Source organism: Paenibacillus sp. 7516 (assembly GCF_002272715.1).
GTDB classification, from domain to species: domain Bacteria; phylum Bacillota; class Bacilli; order Paenibacillales; family Paenibacillaceae; genus Paenibacillus; species Paenibacillus illinoisensis_A.
On the sequence record NZ_NPBI01000046.1, the window covers coordinates 51,897 to 67,828 of the forward strand.

General features: G+C 47.9%; 17 protein-coding genes. 16 read left to right on the forward strand and 1 reads right to left on the reverse strand.

Going from position 1 to position 15,932, the window contains the following annotated elements; all coding sequences use genetic code 11:
* The first annotated feature begins 6 nt into the window (after positions 1-6).
* The 15 genes from CHI14_RS28475 to CHI14_RS28545 all read left to right on the forward strand — a co-directional run bounded on the left by CHI14_RS28475 (position 7) and on the right by CHI14_RS28545 (position 14,367).
* Positions 7-777 carry a type III pantothenate kinase gene (locus CHI14_RS28475; protein WP_095293374.1) on the forward strand — a complete coding sequence of 257 codons (771 nt, stop codon included), beginning with the start codon at positions 7-9 and terminating at the stop codon, positions 775-777.
* 154 nt (positions 778-931) lie between these two features.
* On the forward strand, positions 932-1,819 hold the full coding sequence (hslO, locus tag CHI14_RS28480) for an Hsp33 family molecular chaperone HslO (RefSeq protein WP_095293375.1): 888 nt from the start codon (positions 932-934) through the stop codon (positions 1,817-1,819).
* A gap of 23 nt (positions 1,820-1,842) precedes the next feature.
* Positions 1,843-2,793 carry a peptidyl-prolyl cis-trans isomerase gene (locus CHI14_RS28485; RefSeq protein WP_095293376.1) on the forward strand — a complete coding sequence of 317 codons (951 nt, stop codon included), beginning with the start codon at positions 1,843-1,845 and terminating at the stop codon, positions 2,791-2,793.
* Between the two features lie 351 nt (positions 2,794-3,144).
* Positions 3,145-4,083, forward strand: coding sequence for a cysteine synthase A (gene cysK / locus CHI14_RS28490; protein WP_095293377.1), 939 nt, complete (start codon positions 3,145-3,147; stop codon positions 4,081-4,083).
* Positions 4,084-4,223: 140 nt separating this feature from the next.
* On the forward strand, positions 4,224-5,795 hold the full coding sequence (locus CHI14_RS28495; protein WP_095293378.1) for an anthranilate synthase component I family protein: 1,572 nt from the start codon (positions 4,224-4,226) through the stop codon (positions 5,793-5,795).
* Positions 5,796-5,842: 47 nt separating this feature from the next.
* Complete coding sequence (gene pabA / locus CHI14_RS28500) at positions 5,843-6,418, forward strand: aminodeoxychorismate/anthranilate synthase component II (protein WP_095293379.1); 576 nt, start codon at positions 5,843-5,845, stop codon at positions 6,416-6,418.
* A 2-nt stretch (positions 6,419-6,420) separates the two neighbouring features.
* On the forward strand, positions 6,421-7,305 hold the full coding sequence (locus CHI14_RS28505; RefSeq protein WP_095293380.1) for an aminotransferase class IV: 885 nt from the start codon (positions 6,421-6,423) through the stop codon (positions 7,303-7,305).
* Positions 7,302-8,165 (forward strand): dihydropteroate synthase, encoded by an 864-nt coding sequence (folP, locus tag CHI14_RS28510; protein ID WP_095293381.1) that lies wholly within the window; start codon positions 7,302-7,304, stop codon positions 8,163-8,165. Before CHI14_RS28505 ends, folP begins: the two co-directional genes overlap by 4 nt.
* 104 nt (positions 8,166-8,269) lie before the next feature.
* Positions 8,270-8,632 carry a dihydroneopterin aldolase gene (gene folB / locus CHI14_RS28515; protein ID WP_095293382.1) on the forward strand — a complete coding sequence of 121 codons (363 nt, stop codon included), beginning with the start codon at positions 8,270-8,272 and terminating at the stop codon, positions 8,630-8,632.
* Between the two features lie 9 nt (positions 8,633-8,641).
* The gene (folK, locus tag CHI14_RS28520) at positions 8,642-9,190 is read left to right on the forward strand and encodes a 2-amino-4-hydroxy-6-hydroxymethyldihydropteridine diphosphokinase (RefSeq protein WP_095293383.1); all 549 of its coding nucleotides are present in this window, start codon (positions 8,642-8,644) and stop codon (positions 9,188-9,190) included.
* Positions 9,142-9,345, forward strand: a complete 204-nt coding sequence (locus CHI14_RS28525; RefSeq protein ID WP_095293384.1) for a helix-turn-helix domain-containing protein — start codon at positions 9,142-9,144, stop codon at positions 9,343-9,345. The genes folK and CHI14_RS28525 overlap by 49 nt, the downstream gene beginning before the upstream one ends.
* Before the next feature lie 140 nt (positions 9,346-9,485).
* Entirely contained in the window at positions 9,486-10,505 is a 1,020-nt protein-coding gene (dusB, locus tag CHI14_RS28530; protein ID WP_095293385.1) for a tRNA dihydrouridine synthase DusB, read from the forward strand.
* Between the two features lie 244 nt (positions 10,506-10,749).
* A complete protein-coding gene (gene greA / locus CHI14_RS28535; RefSeq protein WP_095293395.1) occupies positions 10,750-11,229 on the forward strand; it encodes a transcription elongation factor GreA in 480 nt (159 codons plus the stop codon).
* Between the two features lie 126 nt (positions 11,230-11,355).
* The gene (gene lysS / locus CHI14_RS28540) at positions 11,356-12,867 is read left to right on the forward strand and encodes a lysine--tRNA ligase (RefSeq protein WP_095293386.1); all 1,512 of its coding nucleotides are present in this window, start codon (positions 11,356-11,358) and stop codon (positions 12,865-12,867) included.
* Between the two features lie 162 nt (positions 12,868-13,029).
* Positions 13,030-14,367: a TrkH family potassium uptake protein gene (locus CHI14_RS28545; RefSeq protein ID WP_095293387.1), complete on the forward strand. Its 1,338-nt coding sequence runs from the start codon at positions 13,030-13,032 to the stop codon at positions 14,365-14,367.
* A 149-nt stretch (positions 14,368-14,516) separates the two neighbouring features.
* Here CHI14_RS28545 and CHI14_RS28550 read toward each other — a convergent pair whose 3' ends face one another.
* On the reverse strand, positions 14,517-15,116 hold the full coding sequence (locus CHI14_RS28550) for a TetR/AcrR family transcriptional regulator (protein ID WP_095293388.1): 600 nt from the start codon (positions 15,114-15,116) through the stop codon (positions 14,517-14,519).
* A gap of 86 nt (positions 15,117-15,202) precedes the next feature.
* Between CHI14_RS28550 and CHI14_RS28555 the strand changes: the two genes are divergently transcribed.
* Positions 15,203-15,751, forward strand: a complete 549-nt coding sequence (locus CHI14_RS28555) for a 2TM domain-containing protein (protein WP_095293389.1) — start codon at positions 15,203-15,205, stop codon at positions 15,749-15,751.
* The last annotated feature ends 181 nt before the right edge of the window (positions 15,752-15,932 follow it).

Below are 15,932 nucleotides of genomic sequence, written 5' to 3' on the forward strand. Positions count from 1 at the left end.
ACCTCTTTGATTCTTGTTGTAGACGTGGGCAACAGTAATATTGTACTCGGCGTGTATCAAGGCCGGTCGTTGCTCCACCATTTTCGTCTGAGTACGTCCCGTCAGTCCACAGTGGATGAATACGGCGTATTGATTTATAATTTATTTCATATGTCGGATATATCAACACGCGACATTGAAGGAGTCATCATCTCATCGGTGGTTCCTCCGCTTGTGCATGTGATGGAAACGATGTGTGAAAAATATGTTGGCAAAAAGCCAATGGTTGTGGGACCCGGCATTAAAACAGGCCTAAACCTAAGGTACGAGAACCCGCGTGAGGTAGGCGCAGATCGCATTGTGAATGCAGTGGCAGCCGTTGAGAAATACGGTGGTCCACTTGTGGTTGTTGACTTTGGTACTGCGACGACCTTCGACTGCATTGATGAGAAGGGCAACTACCTCGGGGGAGCTATCGTACCGGGCATTCACATTGCCACTGAAGCGCTCTATGAGCGGGCATCCAAGCTACCTCGCATCGAACTGGAGAAGCCCAAGAAGGTTATAGGACGCAATACGGTGCATGCCATGCAGGCTGGTATCATTTATGGCTATGCTGGACAGGTCGACGGCATTGTTGATCGCATTCGTACAGAGATGGGTGTACAGCCCAAAGTTATTGCAACCGGGGGGCTTGCACCGCTGATTGCAGAGGAAACACGCAGCATCGAGGAAGTTGATCCGCTGCTTACGCTGGAAGGGCTGCGTATCATTTATGAGCGGAACCGGGAAAGGTAAGGAAAGAGACGGCATGCAGCGGGCTGATTTACCAGTCTTACGTAGCCGTTTTTTCTGTAAATTGAACGCATTTATAAGTTGAACGAATATCACATTCAACTTATATATCGTGCATCAGAGATACTATAGTATACGCCAAAGGAGGCTGAATGACTTGGAAAACAACAAACAGGACCGCTTGATTCGCGGTACAGCAATGGAAGGACGGGTTAGAGCCTTTGCTGTCCAAACAACAGAGTTGGTTGAGGAATTGCGCAGAAGACATGATACGTTTCCCACGGCTACAGCTGCCATGGGGCGTACGGTAACCACTGCAGCCATCATGGGTGCAATGCTTAAAGGTGAAGAGAAGCTGACCATTCAGGTCAAGGGAGACGGTCCCATTGGACAGATTGTTGCCGATGCGAATGCCAAAGGTGAAGTTCGTGGCTATGTGACGAACCCGCATGTGCATTTACCAAGCAACAGTATGGGTAAGCTTGACGTTAGAGGAGTTGTGGGCACAGAGGGCTTCGTGAACGTAACGAAGGACCTTGGCCTGAAGGAACCTTATCGTGGCAGTGTACCGATTGTTTCGGGAGAGCTGGGCGAAGACTTCACATACTATTTTGCCAAATCGGAGCAGACGCCTTCTGCTGTAGGCGTTGGTGTGCTTGTAGATACCGACAATTCGGTCATTGTCTCCGGCGGATTCATTATACAGCTGCTGCCAGGGCTGACCGACGATGAAATTACCGTAATTGAAAATGCTATCGGCACGTTGCCTGCTGTGACGACACTGCTGGAGCAAGGGCTTGAACTGGAAGAATTGCTGAAGCGCGTACTGCCGGATGTACAGGTTATGGATGGCATGGACATTCATTTCCGCTGTCAGTGTTCCCGGGAACGGGTCGAAAAAACGTTGATCAGTCTGGGTCAGCACGAAATGGAGCAACTGATCGAAGAAGAAGGCAAAGCAGAAGTGGTGTGCCAGTTCTGCAATGAAGCTTATGATTTCAATAAGGAACAACTCGAGACCATTCTAGAGCAAGCCAAGAACTGATATAAGCGGGGACGGGACGCGGAATGACGAGACAGGAAAAAGGGCTGTGGACTGCTGTAATTGTCCTGACGCTCGGCATGCTGGTGATGGGGACGGTAATGGTTGTCCAGGGTATGAGATCAGGTCGGGATGATGCAGATGCACCTCATGATACAGGTCAGGAAGAAGGAAGCGCCATTGCCACAATCAACGGAGAGGTCATTACTGACAAGGAATGGACGGATGCGCTGAAACGACGGTATGGCAGCGATATGCTCCTTCAGATGCTGAACCGCAAAGCGGTTTATGCGGAGGCTGTTGATCGGAACCTGACAGTTACACCGGAGGAAATAGCGAAGGAAATGTCTGTTGCGATGGATGGCTATGATTCGGAGCAGGCATACTTTCACGAGATGAAGTCCCAGCTTGGCCTGACGAAACAAGAGCTTGAACTGGAAGCGGGTTATCGACTTTTATTGGAGAAGATCGCTACGAGCGGTATTCAGGTCAAGGATGCAGACATTGAGCATTATTGGGACGAGCACCGCGAGGACTTCATCTCTCCCGAGAAATACGATCTGTCCATGATTATGGTGGAAGATGAAGAGCAAGCCGATTCGTTACTGGACGATTTGGAGCAGGGTGCAGACTTCGAAGATATGGCAAAAGCTGAATCAACAGACAGCTTCACCCGTGATGCTGGAGGGCGGCTTGGCTGGATTGAACAGAATGATCCGTTTCAGTCGGAAGACGTCATGAACCTGGCTGAACAATTGGATGTTGGCGATATTGCTGGGCCAGTACAGGTCGAAGATGGATATGCCATTATCAAATTGAATGATAAGCAGGATGCCCAAGTTCAATCCGCAGAAGAGGTACGTGAAGATATCCGAATGCAGCTGGCTCTGAGCCAGGCTGATCCACTTCCCCAGGTGGAAGAGAGGCTGCGCAACAAATATGAAGCCGTGATTATCGCCGAAATTCCTGCTTCCTGATTTTTTACTGATCGATGGATGGGTTGTTTGGAATGCTACAACGTGATAAAAATACTCTGTCTACAGGCTTAGGGCCCAGGACAGAGTATTTTTTTGAGTACTCATATTGACAATGGCGTGCAACGTTGATAAGATAAAAATAATAAATACCTACTCGTTTACTCGGATTAAAAGCAGTGTTTAACCCTAAGAAACCTTCGGAAACCTTATATCCATTCCATGGATATGCATCTGGACCAGATGGAGTAAGGGATTTCCGCAGTTCTTCTATAACATCAAGAGGCTGCTCCGGCCGCGCAATATAAGCAACAGGACTTAAGTATTATTCATCCCACTAAGGAGGGCATTCATATGGCTAAAGTTGTTAATAACGTAACAGAACTCATCGGAGGTACTCCGCTTGTTCGTCTCAACCGTATCGTACCTGAAGGCAGTGCTGAAGTATTCGTGAAACTTGAGTATCAGAATCCAGGCTCGAGCGTTAAGGACCGTATTGCGATCAGCATCGTAGAAGAAGCGGAAAAAGAAGGCAAGCTGAAACCAGGTGATACCATCATTGAAGCAACTAGCGGTAACACAGGAATCGGTCTTGCAATGGTAGCTGCAGCCAAAGGCTACAAGTCTGTCATTGTTATGCCTGAAACGATGAGCTTGGAGCGTCGTAACTTGCTTCGTGCCTATGGTTCTGAGCTGGTGCTCACGCCAGGATCCGAGGGAATGAACGGTGCTGTCAAAAAAGCAGAAGAATTGCTTAAGGAAAACCCAACATACTTCATGGCTGAGCAATTTAAGAATAAAGCAAACGTAAAAATCCACCGTGAAACAACAGGTCCAGAGATCGTTGAAGCGATTCAATCTGTTGGTGGTACATTGGATGCCTTTGTTGCAGGGATTGGTACCGGCGGAACAATTACAGGTACGGGCGAAGTATTGAAAGAAGCCTTCCCTTCAATTAAAATTGTTGCTGTAGAGCCAGCCGCGTCTCCAATTTTGGCAGGCGGCAAGCCGGGTCCTCACAAAATTCAAGGAATCGGTGCAAACTTCATTCCTGAGATTCTGGATCAGGAAATCTATGACGAGATCATTCACATTGAGAATGATGATGCGTTTGAAACGGCTCGCCAAGTTGCGAAGGAAGAGGGCATTCTGTCCGGTATTTCTTCCGGTGCAGCGATTCGTGCAGGTCTGCAAGTAGCCAAACAGCTGGGTGCAGGCAAACGTGTTGTTGTTATCGTGCCAAGTAACGGAGAGCGTTACCTCAGCACACCACTTTACAACTTCGAAGCTTAATCGTAAGCATAATGATATCAATCCTCCGTACCCACATGCTGGGTATGGGGGATTTTTTGCTGAATGCTTTTAAAAGATGCGGCGCTTTAGTATACTATCAGACAATAGAACTAGCGACAGATGGAGGGCGGCTAACCGCAATGACACACCTGATGACAACATACGCCGATTGGACAGAGTGGGCCAGACAAGGATGGACCATGATGCCGTATATGATCAAGTCGGATGAGGGACCGGTTCATGGCGGTTTACCGTTAACATGGGAAGCAGCTTGGCACCAGGCATCGCCCTATTCCATGGTGCTGGAGAACGGGAAGGGCGGAAGATATACATTTCTGGGATTGCATCCGATATCCGTTATTTCAGGCAAGGGACATGAAGCGGTCATCTATGATCTGAAAAAAGGATTGACGTCCACAGATACGGGTAAACCGCTGGACGTGTTAAAAAGGTGGTCAGTTCCGTACAGTGCCCCTAAGGTGAGTGAGGCTCCTGATTTTGGTGGGGGGAGTGCAGGTTACCTCAGCTATGACGTAGCCAGATCACTGGAAAAGCTGCCAACGCTCGCTGAAGACAATCCCGCTTTGCCTGACTACTGGTGGATGCGTTTTGAAGAGCTTTGGGCATATGACCATGAACAAGAGGCACTGTATTGTATGGTCCATCTGCCGCTAAGAGCTGAATCGGACGAGGCACACCTTCAAGTCTTGTATGCAGAAGCTGAAGAGCGAGCTCAAGCCATGCGACAGCGGTGGCTGGATATTTTGGGATTTGCTCAGGCAGAGGAGCAGCAGCAAGCATTGGAGCATCGCAGCAGGCACATGCGTCAGTCGCAGAGGCAGGAAGATGCGGACAGGGAAACGGAAGGATGGCAGACATCATTTCCCCAACAGGATTTCGAACAGGCTGTACGCACCGTACAGGAATATATCCGGCAGGGTGATGTGTTCCAAGTAAACCTTTCGCTGCGGCAGGAAAAGCAAATCCAATCCAGTGCCGAGGATATATACGAATGGCTGCGTCTTGTGAACCCATCGCCTTATATGGGAATGCTTCGCAGTCCGGACTTTCAACTGGTGAGTGGTTCACCGGAGCTTCTTGTCAAAGTGGATAACGGCAAGGTAAGTGCACGCCCGATTGCGGGCACACGGAGAAGAGGTCGTGATGCAGCCGAGGATGACGCAATGGCCGCTGAACTGTTGAACAGTGAGAAGGAACGGGCCGAGCATATTATGCTGGTTGACCTGGAGCGCAATGATATTGGGCGCATTGCAGCCTATGGGTCGGTTCATGTCCCCGAACTGATGACCATCGAGAAGTATTCGCATGTGATGCATCTGGTTTCCCAAGTGGAGGGGAGGCTTGCCGATGGTTTATCCGTTTTCGATGTCATTGCAGCCACATTCCCTGGTGGAACGATTACCGGTGCTCCCAAAGTACGGACCATGGAAATTATTGAGGAGCTTGAGCCTATGCGGAGAGGCCCCTATACAGGATCCATTGGGTGGATGGACTACAGTGGGAATATGGAGCTGAACATCGTCATCCGAACACTGGCCATCAAGGATGGAGTGGGCTATGTTCAAGCGGGAGCAGGCATTGTTATTGACTCCGATCCGTATCGGGAATACAAGGAGTGCCGGAATAAGGCGAGAGCCATGATGAGGGCCGTGAACTACAGTGAGCAAGCGGAAGCAGTCAAACTAAACTAATCGAAACAACCGTCATTATATGACGGGAGAAGAGGAGGAACAAGAATATGATACTGGTTATCGACAATTACGACTCCTTCACATATAACCTGGTTCAATATCTGGGTGAGCTGGGAGAGACGGTGGAGGTTCGCCGGAATGATGAGATTGATCTGGCAGGCATTGAGGCATTGGCACCTGATCATATTTTGATCTCTCCTGGACCTTGTACTCCGAATGAAGCAGGCATCAGTCTGGCTGTCATTGATCACTTCAAGGGTAGCATTCCGATCTTTGGCGTTTGTTTGGGACACCAAGCCATTGGACAGGCTTTTGGAGGCAACGTCATTCGTGCAGATCGCATGATGCATGGCAAAACCTCGGAAATGCATCATCATGGAACGTCTGTCTTTGCCGGACTGCCTTCCCCGTTTACGGCAACCCGCTATCACTCCCTTATTGTAGAGCGCAGCAGTTTGCCGGATTGCCTGGAGATCACAGCCGAGACGGCAGAAGGTGAAATTATGGGACTGCGCCATAAGGAGTTTGCCATTGAGGGCGTTCAGTTCCATCCTGAATCGATCATTACAGATCATGGGCATCAGATGCTGCGTAACTTTCTGTCCCAGAAGGTGAAGGTATAGGAATGCAGTACGCCGCGATAAACGGAAATGTGGTTCATATGGCGGCAGCCGTGGTTCCGGTAACGGATCACGGCTTTTTGTACGGACTGGGCTTGTTCGAGACTTTTCGGACTTATCAGGGCGTCCCCTTCTTGCTGGAACGCCATCTGGAACGAATGGCCGCAGGGTGTGTGGAGCTTGGAATTCCATTTACTACGACAGTTGAGGAACTGAAAGACTGGATCGATCGTCTGCTGCAGGCAAACGGTCTTCGAGATGCGTATGTACGATACACGGTTTCGGCAGGTGAAGCTGCGCTAGGATTGCCCTCCGGGGATTATGAATGCCCCAATCATATTGTATTTGCAAAAGCATTACCTGAGTCCTCTCCATCCTTATACGAGGAGGGCAGAATGCTTCAATGCTTATCGACGGTTCGCAACACACCTGAAGGGAATATACGATTCAAATCATTGCACTACATGAACAGCATCCTGGCCAAACGGGAATTGAATGGATACGGTAAGCCTGCTCAAGGGGCGGAAGGCCTGCAGCTGACCAGGGAAGGTCATGTGGCTGAAGGTATTGTCAGCAATGTATTCTGGGTGAGGCAGGGGGTTCTCCATACACCATCCATCGAGACGGGGATTTTACCAGGCATCACTCGGGCAGCAGTTCTGGAAATTGCAGCTGATATGGGATTAGCCAGCGTCGAGGGCTTATACACCTGGAATGACCTGCAGGAAGCAGATGAGATATTCCTGACAGGATCGGTAGCAGAGCTTGTGCCGGTTACGACTTTACGAGGACAGAACGGAAACGAAACGATAATCAGTAACGGACATATCGGCCCGGTTACAGCAGCACTTCTGGGTATGTACCGTCAGAAAGCGGGGTATACTTCATGACACTCACACCAGTTATTTACGAACGGAACTATTCATGGGGGACAGCTGAACTCAAGCTTGGCACACGGACACAGATCATGGGCATCCTTAATGTTACGCCGGATTCCTTCTCCGATGGAGGATGCTACAATCAGGTAGATCTGGCAGTTGCCCATGCGATACAGATGATGGAGGATGGAGCAGATCTGATTGATATCGGAGGCGAATCGACACGCCCAGGGTCAAAGACCGTCAGCGCCGAGGAAGAGCTCAGCCGAATCATACCTGTGATCGAAGCATTGCAGCTTCAGGCTCCGCATATTCCGATATCCGTGGATACCTATAAGGCGGAGGTTGCACGGAAGGCTATCCTAGCCGGTGCTCACATCATTAACGATGTATGGGGAGCCAAGGCAGACCCGGATATGGCCCGCACGGCTGCGGATCTGGGATGTCCAATCATTCTGATGCACAATAGACCCGAGCGGGATTACACAAGTTATCTGGGTGATGTGGTTCAGGATCTGCAGGAAAGCATTCAAATTGCCTTGGACGCCGGAGTGCATCCGGATCAGATTATTCTCGACCCGGGTATTGGCTTCGTGAAGGATCTGAGCGAGAATCTGACGCTGATGTCTTCTCTTGGACTTCTTAACGAGATGGGGTATCCGGTTCTGCTGGCTACTTCACGCAAGCGATTCATTCAGAACACCCTTCAAGTGCAGGCGAATGACGCAGTAGAAGGGACGGCAGCAACGGTTGCATTCGGCATCGCCCAAGGCTGCCAGATGGTTCGGGTTCATGATGTGAAGCCGATTCGGAGGACGGCGGACATGTGTGATGCCATGTTGTATGCCTCTCCGGGTCTACGGAGGAAATAACCTGGCGGGTCCGATTGACCCGCTCTAGGAGCGTAGCGTTTTGCACGAGGTAACGAACGAGTAGTAACACACAATCTCAATATTATAGAAGGCGGGCGAATCCTATGGATAGAATGGTACTGCATCGGATGGAATATTACGGATATCATGGTGTTTTTGCAGAAGAGCGGAAGCTCGGACAGCGCTACTACATAGATCTAGAATTGGATATGGAGCTTGGGGAAGCTGGGCGTACAGATGATCTGACCAAGACCGTTAATTATGCCGAAATTCATGAACTTGTAAAACATATTGTGGAAAACAAATCATTCCAGTTAATTGAAGCTTTGGGCGAACATATTGCATCTTCGTTACTGGACACTTATACTATTATCAATGCATTGACAGTTAAGGTGACGAAGCCGCATCCACCGTTTGATATTCATTTTGAGGGCGTAACGGTAGAGCTTCGCCGCACAAGAAAGTGAGAACCGATCATGACTGCACATTCGACCTCTGAATATTCAGAGGCTTATATTGCTTTAGGGGCCAATTTGGGTGACCGGGAACAGACGCTGCTTGAAGCGCTGACGTTACTCGATGCACACCAAGATATAGAAGTCCTTCGTTGTTCATCGCTATATGAGACAGAGCCTGTAGGTTATGTGGATCAGCCCTCGTTTCTGAATATGGCGGCTGCTGTACAGACGCGTCTTACTCCCGAGCAGCTCCTGACTGAATTGCTGGATGTCGAGAATCGGCTTGGACGAGTCCGCGATATTCGCTGGGGTCCTCGAACAGTAGATCTCGATTTGCTCTGGATGGATGGGCAGAGTCGGGATACCGAATTGCTTCAATTACCACATCCGCGGATGGGCGAACGGGCCTTTGTGCTTGTTCCATTGTCAGATATCGTACCTGAAGGCGAGCTTTCAGGCTTGTATACCTATGTACACTCATCGTTGTCTGTACTGGATGGAAAGGATGGAATACAGCTTTGGAAAACGTGCAACTGGCGAGCCGCATCCGGGCCTTTCGGAAGCTGAAAGGTTTAACACAACAGGAACTTGCAGCTGGTACTGGCATATCGCTAGCTATTCTGGGAACGATTGAACGGGGGAACCGCAAGGTATCCGAACAAGAGCTGGAGCGCATTGCGAGCGTGCTGAACATCAGCGTTGAAGAAATGCAGGGTAAGTAGAGGTTCATTCACTATAGTCACTCATGAGTATATAACGTGTTTTACGAAGACACCTATCGTTAATCGTTGATTGTATATAGCACAACATAACCGGGATTCATGTAAGAATCTGCGGTATTCAGAAGGAGAGAAACACAGAAATGCTGAAAATCGGTGGCATTGAAATGAAAAATCAGGTCGTACTTGCGCCGATGGCTGGCGTGTGTAATCCGGCTTTTCGCCTGATTGCAAAAGAATTCGGAACAGGGCTTGTCTGTGCGGAAATGGTAAGTGGCAAAGCCATTGTGCATGGCAACAAGCGTACACGTGAGATGCTGTTTGTAGATGAGCGGGAGAAACCGCTCAGCCTGCAGATTTTTGGTGGAGACCGTGAAGCGCTTGTAGAAGCTGCCAAAATTGTAGACAAAGAAACCAACGCGGATATCATCGACATCAACATGGGATGCCCTGTGCCAAAAGTAACGAACTGTGATGCAGGTGCGCGCTGGCTGCTTGATCCGAACAAAATCTATGATATGGTATCCGCTGTAGTGGACGCAGTCGAGAAGCCTGTGACCGTCAAGATGCGCATCGGCTGGGATAACGAGCACATTTTCGTCGTTGAAAATGCACTCGCGGTAGAACGTGCTGGAGGTCAGGCGGTAAGTGTGCATGGCCGTACACGTGAGCAGCTTTACACAGGTACAGCTGACTGGTCCCATATCAAAAATGTAAAAGAAGCAGTCTCCATCCCGGTGATCGGAAACGGAGATGTATCTTCACCGGAAGATGCACGTCGCATGCTGGACGAAACGGGCTGTGATGGGGTCATGATCGGCCGAGCGGCACTGGGTAATCCATGGATGCTGTATCGTACTATTCAATACTTGAGTTCCGGAGAATTGCTTCCTGATCCGGGTGCAGAAGAGAAAATCCGTGTGGCCATTCTCCATATGGACCGTCTGATTGCGCTGAAGAATGAGGCCGTAGCGGTCAAGGAAATGCGTAAACATCTGGCTTGGTACCTGAAAGGATTAAAAGGTTCTGCACGCATCAAGGACGTTATTATGGAAGGAACTAAACGTGATCAGATGGTACAGATTCTGGAGAACTTTGTAGGCCAGATTCAAAATGAAGAGCACGTTGATGCGGAATCAGTGGTAGCCGAAAATGCATCCTGATCCTGTCCTGTAAAACGTTTACAAATATAAGGGGCGTAACATTGACTTTTCGAGACCGTTCCCCTATAATTTCACAGTATAAATTCGCCATGTGCGTTATAAGGCTAGTGCATCAGGAGGAACGTTCTGTTTCTCTGGAGAACTTCATATAGTTTTGAAGATATATGCGGTCGGAGCTCTGTATTCAGCATTGGTTCCGTTCCCGTGCAATCAAATTATTCCCATGACAGGAGAATCGGTTGAGATGAGCGATAAGGAAGTTATCCTTACACAAGAGGGACTCAAGAAGCTGGAAGAAGAACTGGAAACACTGAAATCGGTTAAGCGCCGCGAAGTGGCTGAACGGATCAAAGTAGCCATCGGGTATGGCGATATCAGTGAAAACTCCGAATACGAAGACGCGAAGAATGAGCAGGCCTTCATTGAAGGTCGTATCATCACTCTGGAGAAAATGCTTCGGAATGCGCGGATCATCAACAGCGATGAGATTGATACCGATGCGGTAAGCGTAGGTGCAACCGTAACTGTAGAAGATCTGGAATTCGGAGACATTACAGAGTACACAATTGTAGGTACCGCGGAATCCAATCCGCTTCAGAACAAAATATCGAACGAAAGCCCTGTTGGAAAAGCCATTTTGGGTAAGAAAAAAGGTACTGTTGTTGACGTAAGCGTACCAGCTGGCGTAATTCAATATAAAATTGTAGATATTAAGAAGCAATAGTCAGTATATTGCAATGAAGCAGTCGGGCACGGAGACAAAAGCTTCCTTAGGGAAGCTTTTTTCAACATTTGAGGAAGAACACATCTGAGGATGTCTGCAATGTAAATAAGGAGATGAATATAGATCATGACGGATGAAGTCTTGAATCAGGAAACCGAACTTAGCGAGCTTTTGCAAATTCGCCGCGACAAATTGGACGAGCTCCGCAAATTGGGAATCGACCCTTTTGGCCAAAAATACGTACGTACCGAAGAAGCCGGTTCTATTCTGAAGAAGTATGAAACACTGACCAAGGAAGAGCTGGAAGAGAAGCAGATCGAAGTCAGTATTGCCGGACGGATTATGGCGAAGCGGGGAATGGGTAAGGCAAGCTTTGCGCATATTCAGGACCTGAGCGGCAGAATCCAGATCTATGTTCGTCAGGATACGGTATCTGAGGACAAGTTTGCGGCTTTCAGCCTGCTGGACCTTGGTGATATCGTTGGAGTTAGTGGTATAGTCTTCAAGACCAAAACCGGTGAAACGTCTGTTAAAGTAAAAGATTTGGAAGTGCTGTCCAAGTCGCTGTACCCGCTTCCGGATAAATATCATGGTCTCACCGATGTAGAGCTGCGTTATCGTCAGCGCTATGTGGACCTGATCATGAACCCAGAAGTACAACAGACCTTTATTACACGTTCCAAAATCATTCAGTCGATGCGCCGCTACCTGGACTCCCTGGGCTATCTTGAAGTGGAAACTCCTACACTGCACAGCATTGCTGGTGGTGCGGCTGCACGTCCATTCATTACGCATCATAATGCACTCGACATGGAGCTGTACATGCGTATTGCGATTGAGCTTCACTTGAAACGTCTGATTGTAGGCGGACTCGAAAAAGTGTATGAAATCGGCCGTGTCTATCGGAATGAGGGGATGTCGACTCGTCACAACCCTGAATTCACGATGATTGAGCTGTATGAGGCTTATGCGGACTACAAAGATATCATGCAATTGACCGAGAATCTGGTTGCTCATATTGCACAGGAAGTGCTCGGAACACAAGTGATCCAATATGCTGACTACCAAGTAGATCTTACTCCGCAATGGCGCCGTGTAACGATGGTGGATGCGGTTAAGGAAGTCGTTGGTGTGGACTTCTCCGTGCAAATGACAGATGAAGAAGCTCACCAGCTGGCCAAAGAGCACAAGGTTCCGGTTGAGCCGCATATGACGTTTGGCCACATTTTGAATGCATTCTTCGAACAGTTTGTCGAAGAAACGTTGATTCAGCCGACGTTTATTATGGGACACCCGGTTGAGATTTCTCCGCTGGCGAAGAAAAGTGATGCAGATCCGCGTTTCACAGACCGCTTTGAGCTGTTTATCGTTGGACGCGAGCACGCGAATGCCTTCACCGAGTTGAATGATCCGATTGATCAGCGTCAACGCTTTGAAGCACAACTGCTGGAGAAAGAACACGGGAATGATGAAGCACACGAAATGGATGACGACTTCATTCGCGCACTCGAATACGGAATGCCGCCAACAGGCGGATTGGGTATCGGGATCGATCGTCTGATCATGTTGTTGACCAACTCACCGTCCATTCGTGACGTGCTGCTCTTCCCTCACATGCGTCCACGTACGCAAGAATAATAAGGAACGTATTACACGTTCATAATAGAAGAGGAACCTGCCATTCAGTATCATGCTGGGGCAAGTTCCTCTTTAGGTTTACATAGGAAGCTTTCCTTCTAAGGTTCCTTGGTTCATTTTGATCTGACTACAGATTGTATTATGTTAAAAGAGGTGCCCTTCATGAAATTCAGGCTTCACATTGCCAAATTTCTGTCACCCCCGCTTATTTTGGTTGGCGGTTTCCTGCTGATTATCTCTATTGGTACCATTCTGCTGATGCTGCCTATTTCGAACCGAAGCGGTGAGCATCTGGCGTTCATTGATGCGTTATTTACAGCGACTTCAGCAGCATGTGTGACCGGACTTGTCGTTGTGGATGTAGGAACGACATTTAATCTGTTTGGACAGATTGTCATCATGGTACTCATGCAGCTTGGCGGTCTAGGCTTCATGACCATTGCAACGCTGTTTGCGCTTGTCCTGGGTAAACGGATATCCCTCAAAGACAGGCTGCTTCTGAAAGAGGCCATTAATGCAGACAGCATGGAAGGGATTGTGCGCATTATCCGTAAGGTACTGATCTTTTCCTTTACGATTGAGGGTGTGGCTGCTGTGATCCTGGCTTTGCGCTGGGCAGCCGAAATGCCTCTGGGACAAGCAGCCTACTATGGGATATTTCACTCGGTTTCCCTTTTTAATAACGGTGGATTTGACCTGTTTGGCAACAGCTTTCAGTATTATACCGGGGACCTGTTGTTTAACCTGACTGCATCTGTGCTCGTTATATCTGGCGGACTCGGCTTTGTGGTTCTGAATGACCTGTTTGAATTTCATAAACGCCGCCGTTTATCGCTCCAGTCGAAGCTGGTACTTTCCGTGTCTGGTGCGCTGATTGGTATTGGAGCCCTTGTGGTGTTTATCTTTGAATTCACTAATGGACATACGCTTGCTTCGTTGAGCTGGCCTGAGAAGATTTATGCTTCCATCTTCCAGTCTGTTTCTACGAGATCGTCTGGAACAAGCTCCATTGATATAACGGAGATGAGACAGGCGACTCAGTTTTTCTTCATACTGCTCATGTTTATTGGAGCTTCACCGGGTTCAACCGGTGGCGGAATCAAGACAACGACGTTCCTGATTATGATTGGAGCGGTATATGCCATGATTCGCGGAAATAAGGATATTGTATTTTTCCGTTCTCGTGTTCCCAAAGAACTGCTCATGAGGGCATTGACCATCATTATGGTTTCGTTAATCATCTTCATGATTGTGGTCATGCTCCTGCTTACAACGGAAGATGCACCATTCCTGTCACTGATGTTTGAAGCTGCTTCCGCGATAGGTACGGTAGGTCTGTCCGTAGGGGTGACTCATGAATTAACGGATATAGGAAAATTGATTATCTGTTTTACAATGTTTGTTGGCCGGATCGGACCATTAACTATTGCGTATGCGCTTCGTCCGCGTAAAGAGAAGAAGTTGTACCGTCATCCGGAAGGCCGGATTATTATCGGATAGAGAAAAACCGTTAGACAACGGTCTACCTCCTGCATTAACAGGAAGTGGACTCGAAATGTCTAACGGTTTTCTTGTTTTATGGGCATGTCTTTTGTTGTTCAAGCTTTCGTTAAGTCTAGTTGTAATGAAAAGTACCAAACTTTATTCTTTTACACTTCTTCGCGACACAATGAGGCGAGATGTAGAGAAAGAGCACTTTCCATAATTTCAGAGGTCATCTGATCGGGTCTGAGCACGGCATGAATGGACAGTCCGTCCACTAGGGCATAGAGACGCTCTATCTCCAGTTCTTCATTGAGATCAGCTCGTGAGAGGTTAAGCTTAACAAGGTACATGATTACAGTAGTCACGGCTTGTCTGATTTCATCATAAACCTTGTTAGCGAGTGCTTTGAGAGCCGGATCGGTTTTGGACTTGGCTGTAAAAGCAAACCACACCTCCATTTCGGCCATTTTTTCGTCCGTGTTCGGCATGAATTCGAGCAGCAGAAGTTTCATATTCTCCATAGGAGAACCGTTAAACGACTTTTGCTTAATTCGGTTGGATACCCTTTCGGATACCAGATTCATTGCATATAGGAGTAATTCGGATTGAGTTGAGAAATAGTGACGCATTGAACCGGCAGATATTCCTGCTTCTTCAGCAATATTTCGGACAGATGCTTGCTCCATGCCATCTCTGCGTATAATGCGCCAAGCTGCTTCAGCGACAAGGAGTCGCTGTTTGTCATGATCTACTATTTTAGGCATATGTGAATTATAACACTATTGCTTAATATAATACAAACGTGTTAAATTGTATTTAGCACAATTGTGTTATAAAGGGAGGGGTTATAGTGATTGCCTATTTTATAATAGGATGTGAAATTGCCTTTTGGATTTTCGTTGCTGCTGGATTATCTGTAAGATACCTGCTAGGTATGAAGCGTCTGGGTGTTGGTTTACTGATGGCGACACCTGTTATCGATTTATTGTTATTAGTGGCTACGGTTATGGATCTGCAAAGAGGGGTTACAGCGAGTACGGTGCATGGCATCGCGGCCATATATATAGGTGTTAGTATTGCTTTTGGTCATCAGATGATTGCGTGGGCAGATCGATACTTTCTATTCTGGTTCAAAGGCGGAGAGAATCCACGCAGTAGGAAAGCATACGGAAGGGAACATGCAAGTCAGGAACGGCATGGATGGTTTCGGCATCTGGCTGCCTACATTATAGGAAGTTCTTTTTTACTAATTATGATCTGGTGGATCGGTGATCCTGCCCGTACTGAAGCATTCGTGAACATTGTAAGAGTGTGGGGAATTATATTGGTCATCGACTTCATAATCAGCTTCAGTTATACTTTTTGGCCGAAGAAGATGCCTGCAAAGAAAGTCGAGTAGAGAATAAGAGAGTTAATCAGAAATTTTATATCATCAAGTAACCGGCATTTAATGTTAACATTTTGTATAGTCTACTGAAGCGATTGACCAAATAATCAGCGAACCTAAGATTAGAATATAGGGATGTTAATGAGAGCGGAATTAGAATATACAATCTTTATCGAAAAAGTACTTGCATAAT